Here is a 24,053-nt window from a genome sequence, read left to right on the forward strand (position 1 = left end):
CGCTTGCAAGGCGGACGCCTTGCTGCGCGCGGGCGCCTTGCATCCAGCCCCTTTGCGGGGCAACGCGACCCCTTGCATAGTGTTAACAGGCCCTAGCCCGATCATTTCCCTTCCTCATCGACGATTCCAGGAGTTCAGACGTGTCGACCAAGATTCCCCTGCTGGTGCTCAACAGCCTCTCGAGCGCCCACCAGGCCCAGATTGCCGAGGTCTACGACGTGGCCTATGCGCCGGGCGACGAAGCCCGCGCGGCCGCGATCGCCGCGCGCGGCCATGAATTCCGCGCGGTGCTGACCATCGGCGTGATCGGCATCACGCCGGCCGAGATCGAGGCCATGCCCAAGGTGGAGCTCATCTGCTGCCTGGGCGCGGGCTTCGAGGGCGTGCCGCTGGAGGTGACCCGCGCGCGCGGCATCGTCACCGCCAACGGCGCCGGCACCAACGACGATTGCGTGGCCGACCATGCCTTCGGCCTGCTGATCGCCATCGTGCGCGGCTTCCGCACCCTCGACCGCCAGTGCCGCGAAGGCGTGTGGCGCGAGGCGATCCCGCAGCCGCCCAACGTGTCGGGCAAGAAGCTCGGCATCCTCGGCCTGGGCACCATCGGCCAGAAGATCGCCAAGCGCGCGGCGGGCTTCGACATGGAGATCGGCTATCACAACCGTTCGCCGCGCGAGGGCGTGTCGCACCGCTACTTCGGCGACCTGAAGTCGCTGGCCGCCTGGGCCGACGTGCTGATGCTGGCCGCGCCCGGCGGCGCCGCCACGCGCCACCTGGTGAATGCCGAGGTGCTCGATGCGATCGGCCCCCGGGGCTACCTGGTGAACATCGGCCGCGGCAGCGTGGTCGACACCGAGGCACTGGCCGCGGCGCTGCGCGAGAACCGCATCGCGGGCGCGGCCCTCGACGTCTACGAGAGCGAGCCGAAGCCGCCGCAACAGCTGATCGGTCTCGACAACGTGCTGCTGACGCCGCATCTGGCGGGCTGGTCGCCCGAGGCGACGCAGAAGTCGGTGGACCATTTCATCGCGAATGCCGAGGGGCACTTCGCGGGGCGCGGCGTGCTCACGCCGGTCTGAGCGAACTCAGCCCAGCACGGGCGGCTTGCGGTCGCCCCACCCGCAGGCCTCGTCGTACGCATGCCCGAGCCGCAGCACCTCGAGGTCCGCATGGATCGGCCCCGCGAGCTGCAGTCCCATCGGCAGGCCCGCCTCGCCGAAGCCCGCGCGCACGTTGAGCGTGGGCAGTCCCGCCAGCGTGAACGGCGTGACGATCTCCATCCAGCGGTGGTAGGTGTCGCTCGGCACGCCGGCCACCTGCGCGGGCCAGTGCAGCTCGGCGTCGAAGGGAAAGACCTGCGCGGTCGGCGCCAGCACGAAGTCGAAGCGCTCGAACAGCGACAGGAAGGCGCGGTAGACGTTCGAGCGCCACACCGAGGCCTGGAACAGCGAGGCGGCATCGAGGTGCCGGCTCTGCTCGATCTCCCAGCGCGCCTCGGGCTTGAGCTGCTCGACCAGCGCGGGCGTGTTCATGTAGGCACCGAGCTTGCCGCCCACCAGCAGCTGGCGCAGCCGCAGCCAGGCGCTCCAGTTGTGGGCGCGCGGCACGTCGAGGGTGCAGGGCTCGACCTCGCAGCCCAGCGCGCGGAAGGTGGCGAGCGCGCTCTCGCCGAGCGCGAGCACGCCGGGCTCGAGCGGCAGGTCGCTCCAGATGCTGCCGAGCCAGCCGATGCGCAGGCCGCGCACCTCGCCCTCGATCTGCAAGGCGTCGGGCGCGGGCAGGGCATGCGGCGAGGACAGCGGCACGCGGCCGTCGAAACCGGCCTGCACCGAGAGCAGCCGCGCGGTGTCCTCCACCGTGCGCGCCATCGGGCCTTCGCAACCGAGCTGCTGGAAGAACAGCTCCTCGTCGGGATCGCCGGGCACGCGCCCGCGCGAGGGCCGCATGCCGATCACGTTGTTGAAGGCCGCCGGGTTGCGCAGCGAACCCATCATGTCGCTGCCGTCGGCCACCGGCAGCATGCCGAGCGCCAGGGCCACGGCCGCGCCGCCGCTGCTGCCGCCCGCGCTGCGCTCGGGCGCGTAGGCGTTGCGCGTGGTGCCGAACACCGTGTTGTAGGTGTGCGAGCCGAGGCCGAACTCGGGCGTGTTGGTCTTGCCGATGACGATCGCGCCGGCCGCGCGCATGCGCGCCACGTGGAGGCTGTCGGTGCGCGCGGGCGTGCGCGGCGGCAAGGGCGAGCCCTTCGAGGTCGGCAGGCCGGCCGCATGGCTCAGGTCCTTCACCGCGAGCGGAAAGCCGTGCATCCAGCCGCGGCGCTCGCCGCGCGCCAGCTCGGCGTCGCGCTGGTCGGCCTCGGCCAGCAGCGCGCCGGGGTCCCGCAGCGAGACGATGGCGTTGAAGCGCGGGTTCAGGGCCTCGATGCGCGCGAGCGTGGCCTGCATCAGCTCGCGGCACGAGAGGCTGCGTTCGGCGAGGCGGCGCGACAGGGCGGTGGCGCTGAGGGCGAGGAGGTCGTCGGTGGGCATGGCGTGGGGTCGGAGAAGGACGAGGCGCCAGTATGTGACAGCGCGGCGCCGCCCGGGGCCGGACCGGGGGCGGGTTGTCCCCGAGCACCGGCCGGCGCGGCCCCGCGCGCGGCGGCACATAATCGCCCGCCATGGAAACCAAGTGGCTCGAAGACTTCATCAGCCTGGCCGAGACGCGCAGCTTCAGCCGCTCCGCCCAGTTGCGGCACGTGACCCAGCCGGCGTTCTCGCGCCGCATCCAGGCGCTGGAGGGCTGGGCCGGCACCGACCTCGTCGACCGCAGCTCCTATCCCACGCGGCTCACGCCCGCGGGCCAGACGCTCTACAGCCAGGCCATCGAGATGCTGCAGGCGCTGCAGAGCACGCGCGCCATGCTGCGCGGCCATTCGGCCGCCGGGCAGGACGTGATCGAGTTCGCGATACCGCACACGCTGGCCTTCACCTTCTTCCCCTCGTGGGTCACCAGCCTGCGCGAGCACTTCGGCCCGATCAAGAGCCGGCTGATCGCGCTCAACGTGCACGACGCCGTGCTGCGGCTGGTCGAGGGCAGCTGCGACCTGCTGATCGCCTACCACCACCCCTCGCAGCCGCTGCAGCTCGACGCCAACAAGTACGAGATGGTGAGCCTGGGCGAGGAGACCGTGGCGCCCTGGGTCAAGGCCGACGCCGAGGGCGCGCCGCGCTACCGGCTGCCGGGCCGCGCCGGCCAGCCGCTGCCCTACCTGGGCTATGCGCCGGGCGCCTACCTGGGCCGCGTGGTCGACCAGTTGCTCAAGGAATCGGGCACCGCGATCCACCTCGACCGGGTCTACGAGACCGACATGGCCGAGGGCCTGAAGGTGATGGCGCTCGAGGGCCACGGCATCGCCTTCCTGCCGCAGAGCGCGGTGCGCAAGGAGGTGCGCATGCGCAAGCTGGTGAGCGCGCTGCCGCCCGAGATCGACCGGCTCGAGGCCACGATGGAGATCCGCGCCTACCGCGAGCGCCCGCAGGCGCCGCTGCAGACGCGCGCGGGCGGCCGGGCCGCCGCCAAGGCCGCCGGGCTCGAGTCGCTGCAGCCCAAGAGCTCGGCCGACGCGCTGTGGTCGTACCTCGTCGGCACCCAGCCGCCGCGCTGATTCCGGGGCCTCGTAGGGAGAGCGCCGCTGGTCGGGCCGGGCGTTTGGGTATAGCCTTTGGGGCCGGGTTTGTGCACTGCACAATCTATAAAAGTCAGGCATAAGTGTTCCCGTAAACAGCATTGGCGTCCGTGCCATGACGCCCCTACAGTCCGGGCAGTTTTTCGGCCACGGGTCGAACGACCGCAACTCCATGGCACGCGTTCTCGCGTGCTTTTTTTCAGCCGAGAGGTGGGTATGGGCTCCAACTTCAGAACCGAACACGACTTCCTCGGCGAGAAGCAGATTCCCGCCGTCGCCTATTGGGGCGTGCACACGGCCCGGGCGGTCGAGAACTTCGCGATCTCCGGCACCCGCGTGTCGGCCATGCCCGACCTGGTGCGCGCGCTGGCCTTCGTGAAGAAGGCCGCCACGCGCGCCAATGCCGACCTCGGCGCGATCGACCGCGACCGCGCGGCCGCGATCATCCTGGCCTGCGACGACCTGATCGAGGGCAAGCTGCTCGACGAGTTCGTGGTCGACGTGATCCAGGGCGGCGCCGGCACCTCGACCAACATGAACGCCAACGAGGTCATCTGCAACCTCGCGCTCGAGAAGCTGGGCCACGAGAAGGGCCGCTACGACGTGCTGCATCCCAACGACCACGTCAACGCCTCGCAGAGCACCAACGACGTCTACCCGACGGCCGTGCGGCTGGCGCTGTGGTTCGCGATCGGCAAGCTGCTCGAGGCCATGGCGGCGCTGCGCCGCAGCTTCGAGGCCAAGGCGCTCGAGTTCAAGGACGTGCTCAAGATCGGCCGCACCCAGCTGCAGGACGCGGTGCCGATGACCCTGGGCCAGGAGTTCCTGACCTACGCCATCATGATCGGCGAGGACGAGGCCCGCCTCGGCGAGGCGCGCGCGCTGATCGAGGAGATCAACCTCGGCGCCACCGCCATCGGCACCGGCATCAACGCGCCGCACGGCTATGCCAACCTGGCCTGCCAGTACCTGGCCGAGCAGACCGGCGTGCCGCTCAAGCAGGCCGCCAACCTGATCGAGGCCACGCAGGACACCGGCGCCTTCGTGCAGCTGTCGGGCGTGCTCAAGCGCGTGGCCACCAAGCTCAGCAAGACCTGCAACGACCTGCGCCTGCTCTCGAGCGGCCCGCAGGCCGGCTTCGGCGAGATCCGGCTGCCCGCGCGGCAGGCCGGCTCGTCGATCATGCCCGGCAAGGTCAACCCGGTGATCCCGGAGGTGATGAACCAGGTGGCCTTCGAGGTGATCGGCAACGACATCACCGTGACCATGGCGTCCGAAGCCGGCCAGCTGCAGCTCAACGCCTTCGAGCCGATCATGGGCTGGAGCCTGTTCAAGAGCATCAAGCACCTGGGCAACGCCTGCAACACGCTGCAGCTGAACTGCGTCGACGGCATCGAGGCCAACCGCGAGTTCCTCGCCAGGCGGGTGCGCGAGTCGGTCACGCTGGTCACCGCGCTCAATCCGCTGATCGGCTACGAGAAGGCCGCGCTGATCGCCAAGACCGCGCTGGCCACGGGCGGGCCGATCGACCTGGTCGCCGAATCGCTGGGCATCATGACGCGCGCCGAGATGGACGCGCTGCTGGTTCCGGAGAACCTGACCCAGCCCGTGCGGCTGTCCGTGCCGGTGCCGCCGGCCGCGGAACCGTCGGGCACAAAGGCTGCTTTGTGAAAGCCGGACAATGCCAAATCCTGTGTCCGCACCAGCCAGGCGCCTTATGCGCCCGGCCGGTGCGCGGCTCGGGGAAAATGCACCGGGTTGGTCCGGGTATTCCCCCGAGACATCATGTCTAGAATTTCGTTGTATCTCTCATTTCCGTCACCCTCAGGAGTTTTCCGTATGAAAAAGCAAGTACTGGCATTGGCAATCGCGGCGCTGGCCGCCGGCGGCGCGATGGCGCAGGCCAATGACACGCTGGCCAAGATCAAGGCATCGGGCGTCATCACCGAAGGTGTGCGTGAATCCTCGGGTCTGTCGTACACGCTGGGCAACGGCCAATACACCGGCTTCCACTACGACGTCTGCGCCAACATCATCAAGGACCTCGAGAAGGCCGCCGGCAAGAAGCTCGAAGTCAAGTACCAGCCCGTGACCTCGCAGAACCGCATCCCGCTGGTGCAGAACGGCACCGTCGACATCGAGTGCGGCTCCACCACCAACAACGCCACCCGCCAGAAGGACGTGGCCTTCGGCGTGACCACCTACGTCGAGGAAACCAAGATCGTCGTGAAGGCGAACTCGGGCATCAACTCGCTGGCCGACCTGAAGGACAAGACCGTCGCCACCACCACCGGCACCACGCCGCTGCAGACCGTGCGCAAGCAAAAGCGCGCCGAGAACCTGACCTTCAAGGAGGTCTACGGCAAGGACCACTCCGACAGCTTCCTGCTGCTCGAGACCGGCCGTGCCGACGCCTTCGTGATGGACGGCTCGATCCTGGCCGCGCTGGCCGCCAAGTCCAAGTCGCCGAAGGACTACAAGATCCTGAACGACGTGCTCGCCGTCGAGCCCATCGCCATCATGATCCGCAAGGACGACCCCGCCTTCAAGAAGGCCGTGGACGACAGCATCAAGGCCCAGGCCAAGTCGGGCGAACTCGCCAAGCTCTACGACAAGTGGTTCCTGAAGCCGATCCCCCCGGCAAACGTCACCATCAACCTGCCGCTGGGCGAAGCCACCAAGAACGCATGGGCCAACCCGAACGACAAGCCCGCTGAAGAGTACGTGACCAAGGAATAAGCGTCGCGTCGCTGCGTGAATGACGCCCACCTTTCGCGGTGGGCGTTTCTTTTCAGGGACTGATTTTCGGAAGAAGGCGAAGGAGTAAGAAAAATGGGCAACTGGGATTGGCAGGTCTTCCTGCAGGACCCCGGGGGGGAATATCCGACCTATCTGCAATGGATGCTGTCGGCCTGGGGCTGGACGGTGTCCGTGGCACTGTTGGCGTTGATCGTCGCGTTGGTGCTGGGCTCGCTGGTGGGGATCATCCGCACCCTGCCCGACAGCCCGTGGCTGGTGAGGCTGGGCAATGCCTGGGTCGAGCTGTTCCGCAACATTCCGCTGCTGGTGCAGATCTTCCTCTGGTACCACGTCATTCCGGCGCTGGTCCCGGTCATGAAGGGCGTGCCGAGCTTCATCCTGGTGGTGCTGGCGCTGGGCTTCTTCACTTCGGCGCGTATCGCCGAGCAGGTGCGCTCGGGCATCCAGGCGCTGCCCAAGGGCCAGCGCTATGCGGGCATGGCGGTGGGCTTCACCACGGCGCAGTACTACCGCTACGTGATCCTGCCGATGGCCTACCGCATCATCATCCCGCCGCTCACGAGCGAGACGATGAACATCTTCAAGAATTCGTCCGTCGCGTTCGCCGTGTCGGTCACCGAACTCACCATGTTCGCCATGCAGGCGCAGGAAGAAACCTCGCGCGGCATCGAGGTCTACCTCGCGGTGACGGCGTGCTACGTGGTGTCGGCCCTGGCCATCAACCGGCTCATGGCCTTCATCGAGAAGAAGACCCGCGTACCGGGTTTCATCGTCTCGGCCAGCGGCGGCGGAGGACACTGACATGATGAATCTCGACCTGTCCTTCTACAACTGGGACGTCATCAGCAACTTCGTGATCAAGGGCTTCTACTTCAGCATCATGCTGACGGTGGTGGCCACGATCGGCGGCGTGATCTTCGGCACGATCCTCGCGCTCATGCGCCTGTCGGGCAAGAAGTGGCTCGATGCGCCCGCGGCGCTCTACGTCAACGGCATGCGCAGCATCCCGCTGGTGATGGTGATCCTGTGGTTCTTCCTGCTGGTGCCGGCCTCGTTCTATTCGCTGTTCGGCTCGGTGGGTTCCAACTACCGCTCCGAGATCTCGGCCGTGATCACCTTCGTCGCGTTCGAGGCCGCCTACTTCAGCGAGATCATGCGCGCGGGCATCCAGTCGATCCCGCGCGGCCAGGTGAACGCGGGCCAGGCGGTGGGCATGACCTACGGCCAGAACATGCGCCTCGTGGTGCTGCCGCAGGCCTTCCGCAACATGCTGCCGGTGCTGCTCACGCAGACCATCATCCTGTTCCAGGACACCTCGCTGGTCTACGCCATCGGCGCCTACGACATGCTCAAGGGCTTCGAGACCGCGGGCAAGAACTTCGGCCGCCCGATCGAGGCCTACCTGCTCGCCGCCGTCGTGTACTTCGTGATGTGCTATGCGCTGTCGTACCTGGTGAAGCGCCTGCACAAGAAAATCGCCATCATCCGCTGACAGAGCACTGAACCGGAGAGAAAGAAATGTCCGAAAAAATGATCGAAATCAAGAACGTCTCCAAGTGGTACGGCCCCGTGCAGGTGCTCAACGACTGCTCCGTCAGCATCGCCAAGGGCGACGTGGTCGTGGTCTGCGGTCCCTCGGGCTCGGGCAAGTCCACGCTCATCAAGACCGTGAACGCGCTCGAACCCTTCCAGAAGGGCGAGATCACCGTCAACGGCATCCCGCTGCACGACCCCAAGACCAACCTGCCGAAGCTGCGCTCCAAGGTCGGCATGGTGTTCCAGCACTTCGAGCTGTTCCCGCACCTGTCGGTGACCGAGAACCTCACGATCGCGCAGATCAAGGTGCTGGGCCGCACGCCCGACGAGGCCAAGACCCGCGGCCTCAAGATGCTCGACCGCGTGGGCCTGATGGCGCACAAGGACAAGTTCCCGGGCCAGCTCTCGGGTGGCCAGCAGCAACGCGTGGCGATCGCCCGCGCACTGAGCATGGACCCGATCGTGATGCTGTTCGACGAACCCACCTCGGCGCTCGACCCCGAGATGGTCGGCGAAGTGCTCGACGTGATGGTGAGCCTGGCCAAGGAAGGCATGACCATGATGGTGGTCACGCACGAAATGGGCTTCGCCCGCAAGGTCGCGAGCCGCGTGATCTTCATCGACGTCGGCGGCCGCATCCTCGAGGATTGCTCGAAGGACGAGTTCTTCGGCCAGCCCGAGAACCGCCAGCCGCGTACCAAGGACTTCCTCAACAAGATCCTGCAGCACTGAACGCTGCGCCTTGCGACAAACGATAAGGGCCATGCCGGCGACGGCATGGCCCTTTTTCATGGCGCCGGGGACTTCGGCAGTGCCTCGTCGAAGAAGGCCGGAATCTCCCGCCCCAGGCGTGCCAGCAGCGCCTGCCGGTCGAAGCCCGGCGGATCGGCGGCGATGTCGCCATCGGGCGTCTGAATGGGCATGGACGGTGTGTCCATGAACGCGAAGTGCCAGGCATTCGGGATGCGCTGCAGCTCGGCGGCCGGCATGTTGCGCGCGATCCATTCTGCATGGAAGCGCGGCACCAGGAAGCGGTCCTGCTCGGCTTCGTAGATCCGCGTGGGCACCCGCACCTGCGCCAGCGACGCGGCCGTGAAGGGCACGCCGGCCGGGGCCATGGCCACGACCGCGCGCACGCGCGGGTCGCGCAGCGAAGGCAGCAGCGATGCGGCCGGGGCGGTGGGGGCGGTGGGCGCCGCGGCCGTCCCGCCATCGCGGCCCACGCCGCAGAAGATCGGATCGGCGGCGCGCTCGCTCGCGCAATGCGCGGCGATGCGGGACAGGTCGGCCTGCGCGCCCGCGAGCGCGAGCACCGTGTAGCCGCCGGCCGAGTGGCCCACGGCGCCGATGCGCGGGCCCTGGTCGTCGCGCGCGATACGGTCCTTCCATTGCGGGTCTTGCAGCAGGGCGTCGATCACGTGCGAAGCCTGCCGCGGCCGTTCGCCGAAGTAGGCGGCTCCGCCCTGCTTCAGCAGCGAGCCGTCCTGCCAGTTGTCGCCCGGATGGCGCAGCGCCGCCACCAGGTAGCCCGCGCGCGCGAGCGCCTCGGCCAGGCTGCCGTGGCCCAGCTCGGTGCCGGCGAGGCCGTGGCTCAGCAGGATCAATCCCTTGAACTTCTCGTCTGGCGGCGCCTGGATCGCGGCGCGCACGGTGAACGGCCCCATGGCCGTCGTGCGAGGCGTGGCCTGCGTCGGGTAGTAGAGCGCGACCACGGTCGGCGCGGCGTCGGGCGTGGCGCCCGGAATGCGGACCTGCCGCCAGCCGGCCTCGGCAGCCAGCAACTGGCAGGACAGCAGCAGGCCCGAGGCGAGCAGCAGGGCGTGGCGAGAGAGGAGGGCAGTGGCGCGCATCGGGGTCTCCATGGCGGGGTCGGTGGAGTGCGCATGGTTGCCGCGGGAAGGCGCGGCGGCCAGGCGAATGCGATGAAGTGCGCGAAAGGCGGCGCCAAGCGACGGGAGCGGTCGCGGTCTTCGCGCCGCGGATTTCGTGCGACCATCTCCCGCTGTCGTATTGGCACGGGGGTGAAAAGAATGGGCTTCCATCCATCCAGATACTGCGCGGTGGCGGTCTGCACGGCGGCCGCGCTGATGACGCTGAAGCCGGCGCAAGCCGGCGAGGACTGGACCGAGATCGCGTCAACTGCGCGCAAGAAGGTGCTGCTGCAGCGCGATTCGATCCGCCCGCACGGCGATGCCGTCGAGGCCTGGACGCTCTACCGCTACGACGAACTGCAGACCGATGTCGGCAAGACCCCGTACCGCACTTCGCGCTACCTCTACGACTACGACTGCAAGGGCGCGCGCGAGAAGATGCGCCGCGTCGTGAGCCACAACGGGCCGCTGGAAGCGCACGACATCGACCTGAGCCGGCGCAGCGAGTGGAAGGCGGTGGGCGGGCCGACGACGGTGAGCGGGATCGTGTTCAAGAACGTGTGTGCCGGAGCGCGTTGATCGGTGCCAACCGAGGAAGGACACGCCCGTGGCGTGCGCAATCGCATGAAGATGTACATCCTGGTTCGAGACGACATTCCGTTGGGCTTTGCGATGGTCGCGGTCGCCCATGCCTCGCTGGCCGGCTATCTCAAGTTTCAGGATGAGCCCGAAACACGGCAATGGCTGGCCGGTCCTTTCTTCAAGGCGGTCTGCAAGGCAAATGCCAAGGAGTTCGAGAATGCGAAACAAGTCGCGGACCATCTGGTCTTGACCGAATCCGCCTTGGAGAACCGGGAGGTGGCGATCGTCTTCAAGCCTCGGGAAGAGTGGCCGAAGATGTTCAAGTTTCTTCGGCTCTACAAAGATGCGCCGCCTGCCGTGCCGGAGTCCTGATGACGCGTCTTACCTGAGCCCTTCGGTATCGAGCGCCTTGCGCACCGCGGGCCGCGCCCGCACGCGTTGATACCAGTCCCGCAGGTTGTCCAGCCCATCGAAATGGATGTCGGCCCTGTAGACGGACGCGAGCCACGCGGCCTGGCCCCATTGGGTCAGCGCATAGAGGTACGCGTCGGCGGCCGTGAAGGTGTCGCCCATCAGGTAGTCGCGGTCGGCAAGCTGCTCGTCGATCCAGGCATAGCGCTGCTCGAGCTTGGGCTTCGCGGTCTCGACACCGTACTTTCCGGCGAGCACGGCATAGAGCAGGGGAATGAAGCCCTTGTGGATTTCCGAGGTCAGGAAGCTCAGCCATTCCTGCAGGCGATAGCGCTCGAGGCTGCCGTTCTCCGGCGCCATGCGCGACGCCGGCTTCAGGTCGGCCAGGTGCTGAACGATGGCGGGGCCTTCGCGCAGAAATGTGCCGTCGTCGAGCTCGAGCAGCGGGACATAGCCGAAGGGGCTGAGTTCGCGGAAGTCGCGGCCGTCCTGCGTTCTGTGCGTCTTGTGGTCGACCTTGACGAGGTTGAAGTCGAGGCCGAGTTCGTTCAGCACGATATGGGGCGAGAGCGAGCAGGCGCCGGGGATGTAGTAGAGCTTCATGGGTTCTTCGATGGTCGAGGGGCATGGCGCTGGGGAGCGCCTCGGGCCATGTTAGGAACCGGGCGTGGATTTGGAAGAAGGCACATAAACTGCCGCTAGGTTAAAAAAATATACCTGCGGCCCTCTTCTCACTCGCGTGCTATGAAATCGAACGTCTCGGGTTGCTCCGTCGAGGAAGCTATGCGCTTGCTGGGCGGCCGCTGGCGGCTGTTGCTGGTGTCCTATCTGGTAGATGGACCCAAGCGATTCAACGAGCTGCGCCGCGACGTGCCCGGCATTTCCCAGCGCTCGCTGACCCTGGACCTGCGCGCGCTCGAAGAGGCCGGGCTCGTGCAGCGAACCGTCCATGCCACGGTTCCGGTCAAGGTCGTGTACCAGCTCACGCCGGACGGCGAGCGCCTGAAGCCTGTCGTCAGCGTGATGATGGAATTCGGGCTGTGGCTGAAGGCCAGGGCCGCGGGCTGACGCGTTCGCTCGACCGGGTTGCCTTCATTCTCTCCATGCACCTTCGTGGCTCAACCAAAAAGCACCCAACAATGATCACGAATCGCATCGTTCTCTCTTTGCTGATCGCCCTTGCCGCGGGTTGCTCGAGCCCGCCGAATGCCCCGCAAGCGAAGCCACCGGGATTTGGCAGCCTGGCGGACTACCCTGTTCCTGCTGGTTCCGGGGGCGGGCCGGAATTGGAGTATTGCTTTCACTACTCGAAGCGCTTGTGGGAACTGACCAGTCTTCTGCGAGAGAACCAGATCACGCCTCAGAAGGCGCGGGACGTCACGAAGGCTTCTCTTGGCAGCCAGGCGATAGAGGAAGACCTGCTGGACTTGGACCAGTTCTCTCGCGAGTCGATCACGCCGGAGGCACTGGCTGGCGAACGCTTCATGCGATGCGCCAAGGTACTCCACCTTCCCGTTGAAGCCAGACACCAGGCGATTTCTCAGTCCTGCTTTGGAGTGCTGAAGGTGCCGCGCTATGTCTACGGGCTCAAGGAGCAAGGGAAGACGATCGATCAAGCCAGGGCGACATTGCTCGCGGCGAACTCCCCATCCACCGGCAGGATTCTGGGCTCGATCATTGACGACGTCTACGCAAGCTCGGGCGTCGATCAGTTCAATGGATTGAGCCGCAGGATGTTTCTTTCCTGCGTTGCGGCGGGCGGTGGTCCGAACGTTACCCAGCAATAGCGATCGGCAATGAATACCTGGACCGTCCAGTTCGTCGCGTCTCCTCCGTTCGAGCGGCCGAATCAGGTGGGTGTTGCCGTCTGGGTCGAGATCGATGAGATCGCCCCGGACACCTGCATCACCCGCTGTTGGAAAACGGAGTTCGTGGGCATGGATTGGATGCAGGACCTGCCGATCCAGAAGAGCCGACAGGGGCTTCCATTTCAATTGCAGCAGGGCTTGGCGGCGGATCTGCTGAGCTCGATCCGAACGGCAAGAGTCGGTGTCGCAGCCCTGGGAGACCTGGCCTACATCCATCCCACGACGTACCGGTTGATCATTCGATCGGGGTTCAATGGCTGCAGCCTCGAGTGGGTTCACGAGTTGCCTCTGGAGTGGACGGAGCTGCGGAAAGCCGTCGAGGTGCTCGAGTCCATTGGACGCTCTCGAGAGAAATGACGAAAAAGCGCCGTCATTCAAGCAGTGCAACTCAAGGCAAGCGCCCGATCCCCTGCGTCAGCAAGTCGAAGAACCCCTGCGCATCCCCCTCCGCGATCCAGTGCACGTTCGCCGGCTTCTTCAACCCCCCATACCAGTCCACCACCGTCTGCCCGAACCCCAGCCCTTCGCGGCTGTCGATCGCCACGTTGACCCATCGGCCGCTGAACAGCGAGGGCTGCAGCAGGTAGCCGATCACGGTCGCGTCGTGCACCGGCCCGCCGGGCAGGCCGTAGTACTGCATGTCGTGCCGCACATAGGCATCGAGGATGTCGGCCACGATCCGGCCCGCCTGGTTGCCGAGGCCGCGCAGCCGCGCGATGCGCTCGGGGGTGGCCAGCACCTTGTGCGTGAGGTCCAGCGGCAGCATGGTGATCGGCACGCCGCTTCCGAGCACGATCTCGGCCGCATGCGGATCGGCGAAGACGTTGAACTCGGCCGTCGGCGTGATGTTGCCGCCATTGAAATGCGCGCCGGCCATGAGCACCAGCTCGCGCAGGCCGCGCACGATGTCGGGCGCTTGCGCGAGCGCCAGCGCGAGGTTGGTCTGCGGGCCGAGCATCGCGAGCGTCACGCTCTTCTCTGGCGCGGCGCGCAGGGTGTCGATCAGGTAGTCGACCGCATGCCCCTCGGCCAGCGGCTGCGCGGGCTCGTGCACCTGCACGCCGGTGATGCCCTCGCTGCCGTGAATGTCGGCCGCGTAGATCGGCGCGCGCAGCAGAGGGCGCTGCGCGCCGCCGTGGACGGGAATGTCGGGCCGTTGCCCCCACTCGCGCGCCAGCCGCGCGTTGCGCGAGGTCTTGGCGAGCGGCACGTTGCCGGCCACCGTGGTCAGCGCCTGGATCTTCAGGCGCTCGGGCGAGGCCATGGCGAGCAGCAGCGCGATCACGTCGTCGGCACCGGGGTCGGTGTCGATGATCAGCGTGTGGACGGTGGTGTCGTCGGAAAGCGGGGGCGTGTTCGTCGGCATGCGGGCTCCATGCAGGCGCGACGGAGCGCGCGCCTGCGGGGAGCCAGTCTGCCAGAGCTTCAGCCCAGGAGCCGCCTGGCGAAGAAGGCCAGGATCTCGTCGCGCGCCGCGATGGTCGGCTGCCCGGCCTCGTCGATCAGGTGCGCGGTGACCACGCTGTGCGGGCTCGCGACTACCTGCGCGAAGAAGGGCGGCGTGACGGGGTTGGCCGCGCTGTCGGGCAGCACGCGCGCCACGAAGCGGTCGCCGAGCGCCTGCGAGAAGGCGGCGAAGCGCTCGGCCTTGCAGAACCTGTCGCCCTCGAAGCGGTAGGCCATCACCGTCAGGTCCTCGCGTTCCAGCCGCTCGCGCACGGCGGCCAGCTCGTCGGCCGCCACGTTGGTGCCGGCCGCGTCGTCGAGCGGCAGCGAGGGCTGGCACACCACGGGCGCGAGCACGGCGCGCTCGAGCATCATCGACAGCGCGAAGTTGCCGGTGAAGCACATGCCGATCGCGCCCACGCCGGGGCCGCCGCATTCGGCGTGCGCGAGCCGCGCGAGCGCGCGCAGCCACTGCGTGACGGGGCTCGATGCATTCGACGCGAAGGCGCGGAACTCGGCGCTCACGCAGGCGCGCTTAAACACGGCCGCGCCTTCCTCGGCCTGCGGCACGGCCCCGTCGCGGCCGAACAGCGAGGGCATGTAGACGGTGAAGCCCGCATCGCGCACCCAGCGCGCGAAGCGCGCCACCTGGGGGCTGATGCCGGGCATCTCGGTCATCACGATCACGGCGGGGCCGCTGCCCATCAGGTAGACCTTCTTGGCGACGCCGTCGAGTTCGATCTCGCGCGAGGAGAAGTCGTCGAGCGGGTCGTCGCGGTCGAGCGGGCGGGTGGTGGGTGCGTGGGTCATGGCGTGGGCGGTGGTTGGGCAACGGGGTGGATGAAGCTTGTATTGGGCCCACCGGCCGTTCAGAATGGCAGTGTCCTGTTTGACGGTTTCAGGGCCAAATCGGACAAAGCCCTCCTATGCGCGACTTCACGATCCTGGTGCTGCCCGGTGCCTTCGCCTCCAGCGTCGCCGCCACGGCCGACATCCTCGGTGCCGCGCGCTCGGTGGCCGCGCGCGCCGGCGCGGCGCCGCCGCGCTGGCGGCTGTGCTCGCCGGCCGGCGGCATGGTCGCGCTGCGTTCGGGCATGCACATCGACACCGTGCGCCTGCCGACTCGCGCGCGCGACGACCGCTCGACCTGGGTGGTGCCCGGGCTCGGACTCGACACGCCCGAGCAGATCCGCCACTGCCTCGAGAGCGAGGACGCCGCGCGCGCCATCGACGGCCTCGCACGCCATGCGCGCGCCGGCGGCCAGGTCGCGGCCTCGTGCTCGGCGGTGTTCCTGCTCAATGCGGCAGGCCTGCTGCAGGGCCGCCGCGCGACCACCTCGTGGTGGTATGCCGCGCTGCTCAAGCGCATGGCGCCCGATTGCACGGTCGACGTCGACCGCATGGTCTGCGCCGACGGCCCGGTGGTCACGGCCGGCGCGGCCTTCGCGCAGACCGACCTGATGCTGCACCTGCTGCGCGAACGCTGCGGCAGCGCGCTCACCGACCTGGTGTCGCGGCTGCTGTTGATCGACGGGCGCCAGGCGCAGGCGCCATTCATCGTTCCCGAGCTGCTGGCCAACGGCAACGACCTGGTGGCGCGGCTCGCGGCGCGCGTGGAAGCGGCGCTGCCCGCGCCACCCTCGGTGAGCGAGCTGGCGCGCGAGTTCTGCATGTCGGAGCGCACGCTCGCGCGCCATGTGATGAAGGCCACCGGCAAGAGCACGCAGGCGCTGCTGCAGGGGGTGCGGCTGCGGCGCGCGCGGGCGCTGCTGGAGTCCAGCCGCATGACGGTCGACCAGGTGGCCGGCGCCGTCGGGTATCAGGACGCCACCGCGCTGCGGCGCTTGATGAAGAAGGTGGCGGGCGCGAACCCCAGCCGCTATCGCAACTGAGGCGCGCCGGCCCGCGCGGCGCTTCTTACTTCTTGCGCGCCGCGATCGCCTTCTCGGCGCGTGCCACGAGGTCGGCGCCGACCGTCGGCTTCCACTTCTCGTACACCGGGCGCGTGGCCTTCACGAAGGCGTCGCGTTCCGCGGGCGTGAGGCTGGTGACCGTCACGCCCATGGCCGCGATGTCCTTGAGCACGGGCTTGTCGGCTTCCACCAGGCCCTTGCGCGCGATCTCGATCTCCTGCTTGCCGGCGTCGAGCGCGGCCTGGCGCACGATGGCCTGGTCGGCCGGCGTCCACGAGGCCCAGATCTCCTTGTTGACCACGAACACCAGCGGGTCGGCCACATAGCCCCAGGTGGTCACGAACTTCTGGCCCACCGTGTGCATCTTGAGCACGGTGAACAGGAACAGCGGGTTCTCCTGGCCGTCGACGGCGCCGCTCGCGAGCGCGGGCTGTGCATCGGCCCAGCTCATCTGCGTCGGGTTGGCGCCCAGCGCGGTCAGCATGTCGGAGTAGATCGGCGAACCGACGACGCGGATCTTCATGCCCTTGACGTCGGCCGGCGTCTTGATCGGGCGCTTCGAGTTGGTGATCTCGCGGAAGCCGTTCTCGCCCCAGGCCAGCGGCACCACGCCGGCCTTGTCGAGGGTCTTGAAGATCTCCTGGCCGACCTCGCCCTGCGTGAGGGCGTCGATGGCCGCGTAGTCGGGCATCAGGAAGGGCATCGAGAACAGGTTGAGCTGCTTGACCTGCGGCGACCAGTTGATGGTCGAGCCCACGGCCATGTCGATCACGCCCTGGCGCAGCGCGCTGAACTCGCGCGTCTGGTCGCCTTGAATGAGCGACACGCCCGGGTACAGCTTGATGTTGATGCGGCCCTGGGTGCGCTCCTTCACGAGGTCGGCCCAGATCTTCCCGGCCTGGCCCCAGGGCGTGGGCGGGCCCAGCACCAGCGACATCTTGTACTCGGCCTTGTAGCTGGCCTGCGCCATGGCGCCCGACGAGAACATGCCCAGGGCGGTCGCGACGGCGGCGAGGCCGAGCAGGGTGCGGCGGAATTTCATCTGATCTATCTCCTCGTTGAAAAAAGTCGGGCGGCCGCGGGCACGTTCATCAGTAGCCGAGCTTGCGCGGCAGCCACAGCGCGAGTTCGGGGAAGGCGATCACCAGCACCATCACCACGAACATCGAGAACAGCATCCAGCCGACCCAGCGCACGGTCTCCTCCATGCGCACCTTGGCGATGCGGCACGACACCATCAGGTTGACGGCCAGCGGCGGCGTGAACTGGCCGAGCGCGACCTTGAGCGTGAGGATCACGCCGAACCAGACCGGGTCCCACTTGTAGTACTGCACGATCGGCAGCAAGAGCGGCACGAAGATCAGGAAGATCGAGACACCGTCGAGGAACATGCCGACGGTGATGAGCAGCAGGATCAGCAGCGCGAGTACGCCGTATTCGCCCAGGCCCGAGTTGACGATGGCGCGCGTCACCGGATCGATCACGCCGAGCGTCGACAGCGAGTAGGCGAAGATGCCCGCGAGCGAGACCACCAGCAGGATCACCGCCGAGAGCTCGCCCGATTCGCGCAGGATGACGAACAGGTCGCGAACCTTGATGGTGCGGTGGATGCACATGCCGACGAAGAGGCCGTAGAACACGGCGACCACGGCGGCCTCGGTGGGCGTGAACCAGCCCGCGCGCATGCCGCCGAGGATCAGCACCGGCGCCGCCAGGCCCCAGGTGGCTTCGCGGAAGCTCTTCCAGAACGGCGGGCGCGGCAGGGTGGATTCGAGCGCGCCCATCTTGTGCTTGCGCGCCAGCCACACGGCCGGAATCATCAGCGCCAGGCCGGCCAGCACGCCGGGCACCATGCCGGCGGCGAACAGCGCCGGCACCGAGGCGCCGGGCACCAGCACCGAATAGACGATGAAGGCCACCGAGGGCGGGATCAGGATGTCGGTGGCCGCGGCGGCGCCGACCACGCTGGCCGAGTAGGCGGCCGGATAGCCGGCGCGCGACATCGCGGCGATCATCACCGCGCCCACGGCGGCGGCATTGGCCGGGCCCGAACCCGAGATGCCGCCGAGGAACATCGCGACCGCGATCGCCACCAGCGGCAGCATGCCGGAGCCGCGGCCCACGATGGCGATGGCGAAGTTCACGAGGCGCAGCGCCACGCCCGAGCGGTCGAAGATCGAGCCCACCAGCACGAACATCGGAATGGCGAGCAGCGGGTACTTGCCGAGGCCGGCATAGAAGTTCTGCGGCACCGCGAGCAGGCCGAACCACTGGGCGTCGGTGTTGGCGAGCGCGATGCAGGCCGCGCCGGCCAGGCCGAGCGCGGCGCCGATGGGCACGCCCACCAGCATCATCAGCAGGAAGGCGACGAACAGGAGCGTGGCGATCATTCGGCGGCGTCCTGCTGGTCGTTGTTCTTGTGCTTGCGGCCGCGCCGCACGAACAGTCCGATGGCGCGCAGCGCGATGGCCAGCGACACGATCGGCAGCCAGATCGAATACCACCAGGCCGGCACGCCGATGCCCGGCGAGGTCTCCTCGAAGCGGTAGTCGTCCCAGACCATGCGCACGCTGAGCGCGGCGATCAGGCCGAACAGCGCGGCGATCATCAGCGCGCCGAACTGCGCCAGCCGGCGGCGCCGGGCCATCGAGCCGCTTTCGGCGAAGTACTCGATGCGGATGTGGCGGTCGCGCGCGACCGCGGCCGAGCCGGCGACCAGCGCCAGCATGATCATCAGGAACACGGAGAACTCCTCGGTCCAGGCGAAGGAGGAGTCGGTGAAGTAGCGCACCAGGACGTTGGCGAAGGTGATGAGCGCGAGTGCGCCCATGATGAGCACGGTGAGCCAGTCCTCGATGCCCAGGGGCACCTTGGTGGGCTCGTCGGCGGCTTCGATGTCGGGGGGGAGGGGGCTGGCGGCGTCCAGCGTGGGGCCGGACTCAGGAGGAGTGGTCATCGGAGAAAACGGGCAACTGGGGCAGGCGCCATGTCACCGGGCGGTCGCCGGGACGCGATCCGTACACCTCGACAGGGAAGCAGCCGTCGATTCTGGGCCGTCAATGTCCACTGATATATCGGGGGTTTCCTTAGCTGCTGCCTGGGCTTTTGGGGCGCTGGAAGGGGTGGGTTTTCTGCGTTTTGGCGGCTATGGGCGGTTGCCTGGGGCGTCCGGGGCGTGCACAGGACACCGGGTGCTTCCCTCCGCGAATGTCCCCCGGCCTTCGGCCTCCTCCTTTATTTCGCTGCGGGAAGCACCCGGTGCCCTGTGCATGGAGAGTGTGGTTGTGAGGTTGAGGGCAACTGCTGCGGCGAATTGCAGATAGAGATGCGTGGGCGCTTTCTTGTCAAACGCGGTTATTGCTATCGCTAGGAATGGTCGAGGGAACGCCTCACATGAACGTTGGTCACGTACCATTTCCAGCAGGAGAGAAGACTATGCACATAGAGACCATCTGGATTCGCAATTTTCGGCGCATCAAGGACACTCGCATCGATCTTGCACCCGACATCTCGCTCTTCGTCGGCGCCAACAACAGTGGAAAGACTTCTGCCGCGCACGCCCTGCAGCTGTTCACCTCCGCGTCCAGAGATAGGTTCTCGCTCCACGACTTCAGCTCGGAATGCTGGGACGCCATCAATGCCTACGGTGAGGGCGCCGAGGGCAGCGAGCTCCCGACCATCTCCATCGACATCTGGTTCACCGTGAAGCCGGCGGACCTGCACCGCGTAGTGGATCTCCTTCCCAGCCTCGCTTGGCAGGGCAACCAAGTCGGGATCCGAGTCGAGCTAGCCCCGACGGATCCGGCAGCGTTGAGGTCCGCGTTCCAGGAGGCTCGCGTGAGGGCCCGGCGCGCACGCGTGCAGCAAGGGGCAGCGGACGGCCAAGTTGCTCAGGTCGTGGCCGGATATGACCCGCAGCCGCGCACGCTTAGTGATTACCTAGCGGATGTCGCTGGCGACCGCGTACGGCGGGACTTCGAGCTGCGCTACTACGTCCTCGACCGCGCCAAGTTCGACGATGTCTTGCAACCCGTCGAGGGGTATACCCCCCTGCGCCTTATGCCCGACAAGGGCCGCAGTGGCAAGGATGTTCTGACGAGCCTCGTTAAGGTGGACTTCCTCCACGCGCAGCGTCACCTGTCAGATGCCAATGGTGGAGCCCGGTCTGAGGACCTATCGCGCTGCCTAAGTCGCTTCTATGAGAGAAACCTAGAGAAGCACGAAGAGGACCACGACGCCAGGCATGCGCTCTCACAGTCGGAGTCCTTGCTGAACGAGCATCTTGAGCGCGTCTTCGGCCCGACGCTCGAACGTTTGGCGCACCTCGGCTACCCAGGTGTCAACAATCCGCGCCTCCTGATCAAGACGGCCCTTAACCCGGCCACGATCCTCAGCAGTCATGAAGGTGCGCGTGTCCACTACGCGGTGGGAGCTGTCGGCGCGGAGTTGTCTGCGACCCTGCCGGACCGTTATAACGGCCTTGGCTTCAAGAACCTCATCTACATGGTCGTTGAGCTGCTGGATGTACACGCCAGATGGCTTGACATCGAGGAGAACCGGCCGCCGTTGCATCTCATCTTCATCGAGGAGCCGGAAGCGCACTTGCATGCCCAGCTGCAGCAGGTGTTCATCCGCAAGGTCTTGGACATCTTGACGGTCCCCGATGGGGACGCGCCGTACTGCACTAGCCAACTCGTCGTTTCGACGCATTCGCCGCATGTACTGTTTGAACGCGGATTCCGGCCCATTCGTTATTTCCGTCGCACGGCGGACAGGGGCGTTCAGCGTTCCCAAGTACTCAGCATGGCCAAGTTCTACGAGACGGCCAACGATCCGGCGGATCCCGCCGACCGCACCAGGGATTTCTTGGAGCGGTACTTGAGGCTCACGCACTGCGACATCTTCTTCGCCGACGCCGCCATCCTAGTGGAGGGTAACGTCGAGCGGCTGCTGATGCCGCAGATGATCGCCAAGGTTGCGCCGCGCTTGCAGTCCAACTACGTCAGCATTTTGGAGATCGGCGGGGCGTTCGGGCATCGCTTCAAGGGACTGATTGAGTTCCTCGGCTTAACTTCCCTGATCGTGACGGACATTGACAGTGTTTTGCCACCAGTCGTCGATGCGGCTGGTGACGAAGCGGTGCTGCACGACGAGGACGACGCCGACGCGGATCCGGATGCCGACGAAGATGCCGAGGAGGTGGCTGCGGCGCGGCGCGGGCGTAAGGCTTGCATGGTCCACGAGAACGGGGCACTTACGTCGAACCAGACCCTGGTCAAGTGGCTTCCCGCATGCAGCACCATTGCCGAGTTGCTGGCGGCCACACCAGAACAACGCACCCAAGCACGAGCAGCGCCGGGCGGCGCGCATGTGCGGGTTTCGTACCAGACGCAGGTGGACGTGAGTTGGCGCGGCATGACGGAGGTCAGAGTAGGTCGAACTCTGGAGGAGGCGTTCGCGCTGCAGAACCTCGCTTGGTGCCAGGATGCCGATCGCAAAGATCTTGGTCTACGCATCAAGGGCTGCAACAAGTTGGGCGTCGGGGAACTGGCCGAGAGCCTGTACCGCAAGGTCAAGAAGGCGAGCTTTCACAAGACCGACTTTGCGTTGGCGCTACTGGCACAGGATCCGGCAGTGTGGACGGTACCGCACTACATCCAAGACGGCCTGCGCTGGCTTGAGGAGCAGGTCGCTCCACCTCCGCCGGTCGCGGCACTCGTACAACTCCCGGACGTTGCAGCATGACGCGTCGCGTTGGACAGCCAGATACTCAGGCAGACTTGGAACTGCGCGCGTGCCTCGATGAGCGGCCCCAGAGAAGCTTTGTCATGGTCGCTGGCGCGGGTTCTGGCAAGACGACTTCGCTGGTGAAGGCGCTGGCGCACATTGCGCAGACGCGGCGACGGGATCTTCACACTCGCGGACAGCGCATTGCTTGCATCACATACACCGAGATAGCGGTCAATGAGATCTGGGGTGATGTGGGGAACGATCCGCTGTTCCATGTTTCGACGATTCACAGCTTCTTGTGGACGGTAGTGCGTCCGTTCCAGATCAATCTGAAAGCCTGGGTGATCGCCCGGGTCCAGGAAAAGATTAACGAGGCTCAGGCGCACCATGACAGGCCGAGAACTCGCCAGGCAACACGCGAGCGTTTGGTGGCCGATATCGCCCGGTATCACCAGCAGCTCTTGGATCTAGAACAGCGTGCCCATTTCAGCTATGGAGCGGGCAGTGACTTGGGCAGGGGTGTCCTTGGTCATTCCGACGTCATCACCGCAGCGGTGGACCTGATCGACCAAAGTCAGTTGCTTCGCGATGTCATCGCGAGCCGGTATCCGGTGGTGTTTATCGACGAAAGCCAAGACACCCGACCCGAGATCGTCGCGGCGTTCCGCAGCATCGCCGAGACCACGCCCGTGCAGTTTTGCCTGGGATTCTTTGGGGACCCGATGCAAAAAATCTACACGGATGGCGCCGGCGCTATCGAGGTGCCGGAGGGGTGGAGGCTCATCGCCAAGCCGGAGAACTTCAGGTGTCCGCAACGGGTTCTGCGCGTCGTGAATGCGGTCCGCCATCCGGGGGATGGCTTGGTTCAGACGCGCGGTCGGATGGCTTGGGCCGACGACGTGCTGGTTCCGGTTGAAGGCTCGGCCAGAGTTTTCCTGCTTGCGGCCGACCAACTCCGGTCGGCAAAGCTCGGTAAGGTTCGCGAGTGGCTTAGGCGCACCAACCAGGATGATCATTGGGTGAGTGAGGATCGCGCGGCCGATGTCCGGGTTTTGGTGGTTGTGCACCGCATGGCGGCAACACGGCTGGGTTTCCCGAACTTGTACTCAGCCTTGAACGACAACGCTCCTTCCAGTATCAAGGAGGGCCTCAAGGACGGAAGCTCTTGGCCGCTTCGGGCATTCCTGACGTACTTGGTTCCCTTGGCTATGGCAGTGGATGAGGACCGCGCGTTCGACGTGATGAGCCTGCTGCGTGGCCAGTGTCCGCTGTTGGCACCCGCACGACTGGGAGGCGAAGGCGCCAACGTGACTCTAGCCACGCTGCAGGCTTCCACCAACGAGCTCGCACGGCGCATGCGTTCAAACGATACATCGCTTCGGGACATACTCCTTTTCGCGGCCGAAGCTGAGATGCTGCAACTCGACGAAGCGTGGTCCAGGCATCTCGCGGCCGAAGGAGGAGAGGGTATGGACGGCGAAGATCCAGAGGCTGTGTCCGTGTCTGCGTTCCTGGACTGCCGTGTTGCCGAGTTGAAGGGCTACCGTCATTACCTGGAAGATTTGTCCCCGTTCGCGACCCAGCAGGGTGTGAAAGGCGCTGAGTTCGAGCGCGTGGTGGTCCTGATTGACGACGAGGAGGGGCAAAATCAGCGGCAGTTTTCCTACGGAAAGTATTTCGGTATGGCGCCGTTGTCGGAAACGGACCAAGAGAACATCGCAGCTGGCGAAGACAACGTCATAGACCGCACCCGGCGCTTGTTCTATGTGTGCTGCTCACGCGCAACGCGCGATCTTGCAGTTGTCATGTTCGTGCCCGACGTTGCCGTCGCCCGTGCGCGGGTCGAGGCGGCCGGCATCTTTCCGCCAGAGGACATCATCGATGAGGGGACTCTGGAAGCGATGCTCGCATGAGGTAGGTTGAGCCGCCGGAGTGCCTAGAGAGGCTTGGGGCCATTTTCGTTCTACCCCGCAAATCTCAACCGAACCGAATTCCCCCATCACGAAGGCTTTAGCCATCGTTCCCCAAAGGGCCTGTCCCTCAAGCGGGCCGCGAACCCCGCAGCCCGCAGACCAGCCCCTACCCGCCAGCCTCAAGCCCCCCATATCGCGTCATCTCGCTCATCTGATACAACTCCCCGGCCTCGCGAGCAAGTTCAGACGCAAGCCAGAGCACGTTGTCCAGTTGTCGAGGCCCATCACCGCTGCACCAATCGATGTCTTTCCCGTGGCAGACCCACAGCAGCGCTTCGAGTTGGGAGAGGGCGTTT

Annotated in this window: 23 protein-coding genes; 15 read left to right on the top strand and 8 right to left on the bottom strand. The window is 66.4% G+C overall.

Annotated elements, in window-relative coordinates:
• Positions 1–140 precede the first annotated feature (140 nt).
• Complete coding sequence (locus tag AC07RM_RS29850; RefSeq protein WP_495336816.1) at positions 141–1,079, top strand: 2-hydroxyacid dehydrogenase; 939 nt, start codon at positions 141–143, stop codon at positions 1,077–1,079.
• Positions 1,080–1,085: 6 nt separating this feature from the next.
• Here AC07RM_RS29850 and AC07RM_RS29855 read toward each other — a convergent pair whose 3' ends face one another.
• The gene (locus tag AC07RM_RS29855) at positions 1,086–2,528 is read right to left on the bottom strand and encodes an amidase (protein ID WP_495336817.1); all 1,443 of its coding nucleotides are present in this window, start codon (positions 2,526–2,528) and stop codon (positions 1,086–1,088) included.
• 131 nt (positions 2,529–2,659) lie between these two features.
• On the opposite strand from AC07RM_RS29855, the gene AC07RM_RS29860 reads away from it, so the two are divergent.
• The 6 genes from AC07RM_RS29860 (at position 2,660) to AC07RM_RS29885 (ending at position 8,695) form a co-directional block, all read left to right on the top strand.
• On the top strand, positions 2,660–3,646 hold the full coding sequence (locus AC07RM_RS29860; RefSeq protein WP_093354046.1) for a LysR substrate-binding domain-containing protein: 987 nt from the start codon (positions 2,660–2,662) through the stop codon (positions 3,644–3,646).
• A 237-nt stretch (positions 3,647–3,883) separates the two neighbouring features.
• Positions 3,884–5,338, top strand: a complete 1,455-nt coding sequence (locus AC07RM_RS29865; protein ID WP_296776841.1) for an aspartate ammonia-lyase — start codon at positions 3,884–3,886, stop codon at positions 5,336–5,338.
• Between the two features lie 168 nt (positions 5,339–5,506).
• Positions 5,507–6,406, top strand: a complete 900-nt coding sequence (locus AC07RM_RS29870; RefSeq protein ID WP_093354050.1) for an amino acid ABC transporter substrate-binding protein — start codon at positions 5,507–5,509, stop codon at positions 6,404–6,406.
• Between the two features lie 93 nt (positions 6,407–6,499).
• A complete protein-coding gene (locus AC07RM_RS29875; protein WP_093354052.1) occupies positions 6,500–7,228 on the top strand; it encodes an amino acid ABC transporter permease in 729 nt (242 codons plus the stop codon).
• Position 7,229: 1 nt separating this feature from the next.
• Positions 7,230–7,919, top strand: a complete 690-nt coding sequence (locus tag AC07RM_RS29880) for an amino acid ABC transporter permease (protein ID WP_057590982.1) — start codon at positions 7,230–7,232, stop codon at positions 7,917–7,919.
• A 38-nt stretch (positions 7,920–7,957) separates the two neighbouring features.
• The gene (locus AC07RM_RS29885) at positions 7,958–8,695 is read left to right on the top strand and encodes an amino acid ABC transporter ATP-binding protein (protein ID WP_093354121.1); all 738 of its coding nucleotides are present in this window, start codon (positions 7,958–7,960) and stop codon (positions 8,693–8,695) included.
• 56 nt (positions 8,696–8,751) lie between these two features.
• Here AC07RM_RS29885 and AC07RM_RS29890 read toward each other — a convergent pair whose 3' ends face one another.
• Positions 8,752–9,813 carry an alpha/beta hydrolase family protein gene (locus AC07RM_RS29890; RefSeq protein WP_495336818.1) on the bottom strand — a complete coding sequence of 354 codons (1,062 nt, stop codon included), beginning with the start codon at positions 9,811–9,813 and terminating at the stop codon, positions 8,752–8,754.
• Positions 9,814–9,993: 180 nt separating this feature from the next.
• Between AC07RM_RS29890 and AC07RM_RS29895 the strand changes: the two genes are divergently transcribed.
• Both AC07RM_RS29895 and AC07RM_RS29900 read left to right on the top strand, forming a co-directional pair.
• Entirely contained in the window at positions 9,994–10,413 is a 420-nt protein-coding gene (locus AC07RM_RS29895; RefSeq protein WP_495336819.1) for a surface-adhesin E family protein, read from the top strand.
• Positions 10,414–10,458: 45 nt separating this feature from the next.
• Entirely contained in the window at positions 10,459–10,788 is a 330-nt protein-coding gene (locus AC07RM_RS29900) for a peptidyl-tRNA hydrolase (RefSeq protein ID WP_208509857.1), read from the top strand.
• Positions 10,789–10,797: 9 nt separating this feature from the next.
• On the opposite strand, the gene gstA is transcribed toward AC07RM_RS29900, so the two are convergent.
• Positions 10,798–11,430: a glutathione transferase GstA gene (gene gstA, locus AC07RM_RS29905; RefSeq protein ID WP_495336820.1), complete on the bottom strand. Its 633-nt coding sequence runs from the start codon at positions 11,428–11,430 to the stop codon at positions 10,798–10,800.
• A 141-nt stretch (positions 11,431–11,571) separates the two neighbouring features.
• Here gstA and AC07RM_RS29910 point away from each other — a divergent pair, with 141 nt between their 5' ends.
• From AC07RM_RS29910 to AC07RM_RS29920, 3 genes are read left to right on the top strand one after another with little or no spacing between them, the layout of a single operon-like run.
• On the top strand, positions 11,572–11,895 hold the full coding sequence (locus AC07RM_RS29910) for a winged helix-turn-helix transcriptional regulator (RefSeq protein ID WP_093354062.1): 324 nt from the start codon (positions 11,572–11,574) through the stop codon (positions 11,893–11,895).
• Positions 11,868–12,614: a hypothetical protein gene (locus AC07RM_RS29915; RefSeq protein WP_495336821.1), complete on the top strand. Its 747-nt coding sequence runs from the start codon at positions 11,868–11,870 to the stop codon at positions 12,612–12,614. The genes AC07RM_RS29910 and AC07RM_RS29915 overlap by 28 nt, the downstream gene beginning before the upstream one ends.
• Before the next feature lie 9 nt (positions 12,615–12,623).
• On the top strand, positions 12,624–13,052 hold the full coding sequence (locus AC07RM_RS29920) for a hypothetical protein (protein WP_495336822.1): 429 nt from the start codon (positions 12,624–12,626) through the stop codon (positions 13,050–13,052).
• Positions 13,053–13,083: 31 nt separating this feature from the next.
• On the opposite strand, the gene AC07RM_RS29925 is transcribed toward AC07RM_RS29920, so the two are convergent.
• Entirely contained in the window at positions 13,084–14,061 is a 978-nt protein-coding gene (locus AC07RM_RS29925; RefSeq protein WP_495336823.1) for a nucleoside hydrolase, read from the bottom strand.
• Between the two features lie 59 nt (positions 14,062–14,120).
• On the bottom strand, positions 14,121–14,951 hold the full coding sequence (locus AC07RM_RS29930) for a dienelactone hydrolase family protein (RefSeq protein ID WP_296801676.1): 831 nt from the start codon (positions 14,949–14,951) through the stop codon (positions 14,121–14,123).
• Between the two features lie 116 nt (positions 14,952–15,067).
• On the opposite strand from AC07RM_RS29930, the gene AC07RM_RS29935 reads away from it, so the two are divergent.
• Complete coding sequence (locus AC07RM_RS29935) at positions 15,068–16,033, top strand: GlxA family transcriptional regulator (protein WP_495336824.1); 966 nt, start codon at positions 15,068–15,070, stop codon at positions 16,031–16,033.
• 25 nt (positions 16,034–16,058) lie between these two features.
• Here the strand turns inward: AC07RM_RS29935 and AC07RM_RS29940 are convergent, their stop codons facing one another.
• Genes AC07RM_RS29940 through AC07RM_RS29950 form a run of 3 tightly spaced genes read right to left on the bottom strand, consistent with a single transcriptional unit; the run spans position 16,059 to position 19,010 of the window.
• Positions 16,059–17,096: a DctP family TRAP transporter solute-binding subunit gene (locus tag AC07RM_RS29940; RefSeq protein WP_495336825.1), complete on the bottom strand. Its 1,038-nt coding sequence runs from the start codon at positions 17,094–17,096 to the stop codon at positions 16,059–16,061.
• Positions 17,097–17,145: 49 nt separating this feature from the next.
• Positions 17,146–18,444, bottom strand: a complete 1,299-nt coding sequence (locus AC07RM_RS29945) for a TRAP transporter large permease (protein WP_057590991.1) — start codon at positions 18,442–18,444, stop codon at positions 17,146–17,148.
• Entirely contained in the window at positions 18,441–19,010 is a 570-nt protein-coding gene (locus AC07RM_RS29950) for a TRAP transporter small permease (protein WP_057598344.1), read from the bottom strand. The genes AC07RM_RS29945 and AC07RM_RS29950 overlap by 4 nt, the downstream gene beginning before the upstream one ends.
• Before the next feature lie 479 nt (positions 19,011–19,489).
• Between AC07RM_RS29950 and AC07RM_RS29955 the strand changes: the two genes are divergently transcribed.
• Together AC07RM_RS29955 and AC07RM_RS29960 are read left to right on the top strand one after the other, a co-directional pair.
• Positions 19,490–21,799, top strand: a complete 2,310-nt coding sequence (locus AC07RM_RS29955; protein ID WP_495336826.1) for an ATP-dependent nuclease — start codon at positions 19,490–19,492, stop codon at positions 21,797–21,799.
• Positions 21,796–23,697 carry a UvrD-helicase domain-containing protein gene (locus tag AC07RM_RS29960; RefSeq protein ID WP_495336827.1) on the top strand — a complete coding sequence of 634 codons (1,902 nt, stop codon included), beginning with the start codon at positions 21,796–21,798 and terminating at the stop codon, positions 23,695–23,697. Before AC07RM_RS29955 ends, AC07RM_RS29960 begins: the two co-directional genes overlap by 4 nt.
• Positions 23,698–24,053 lie beyond the last annotated feature (356 nt).

Source organism: Variovorax sp. GW821-FHT09B05 (genome assembly GCF_059418265.1).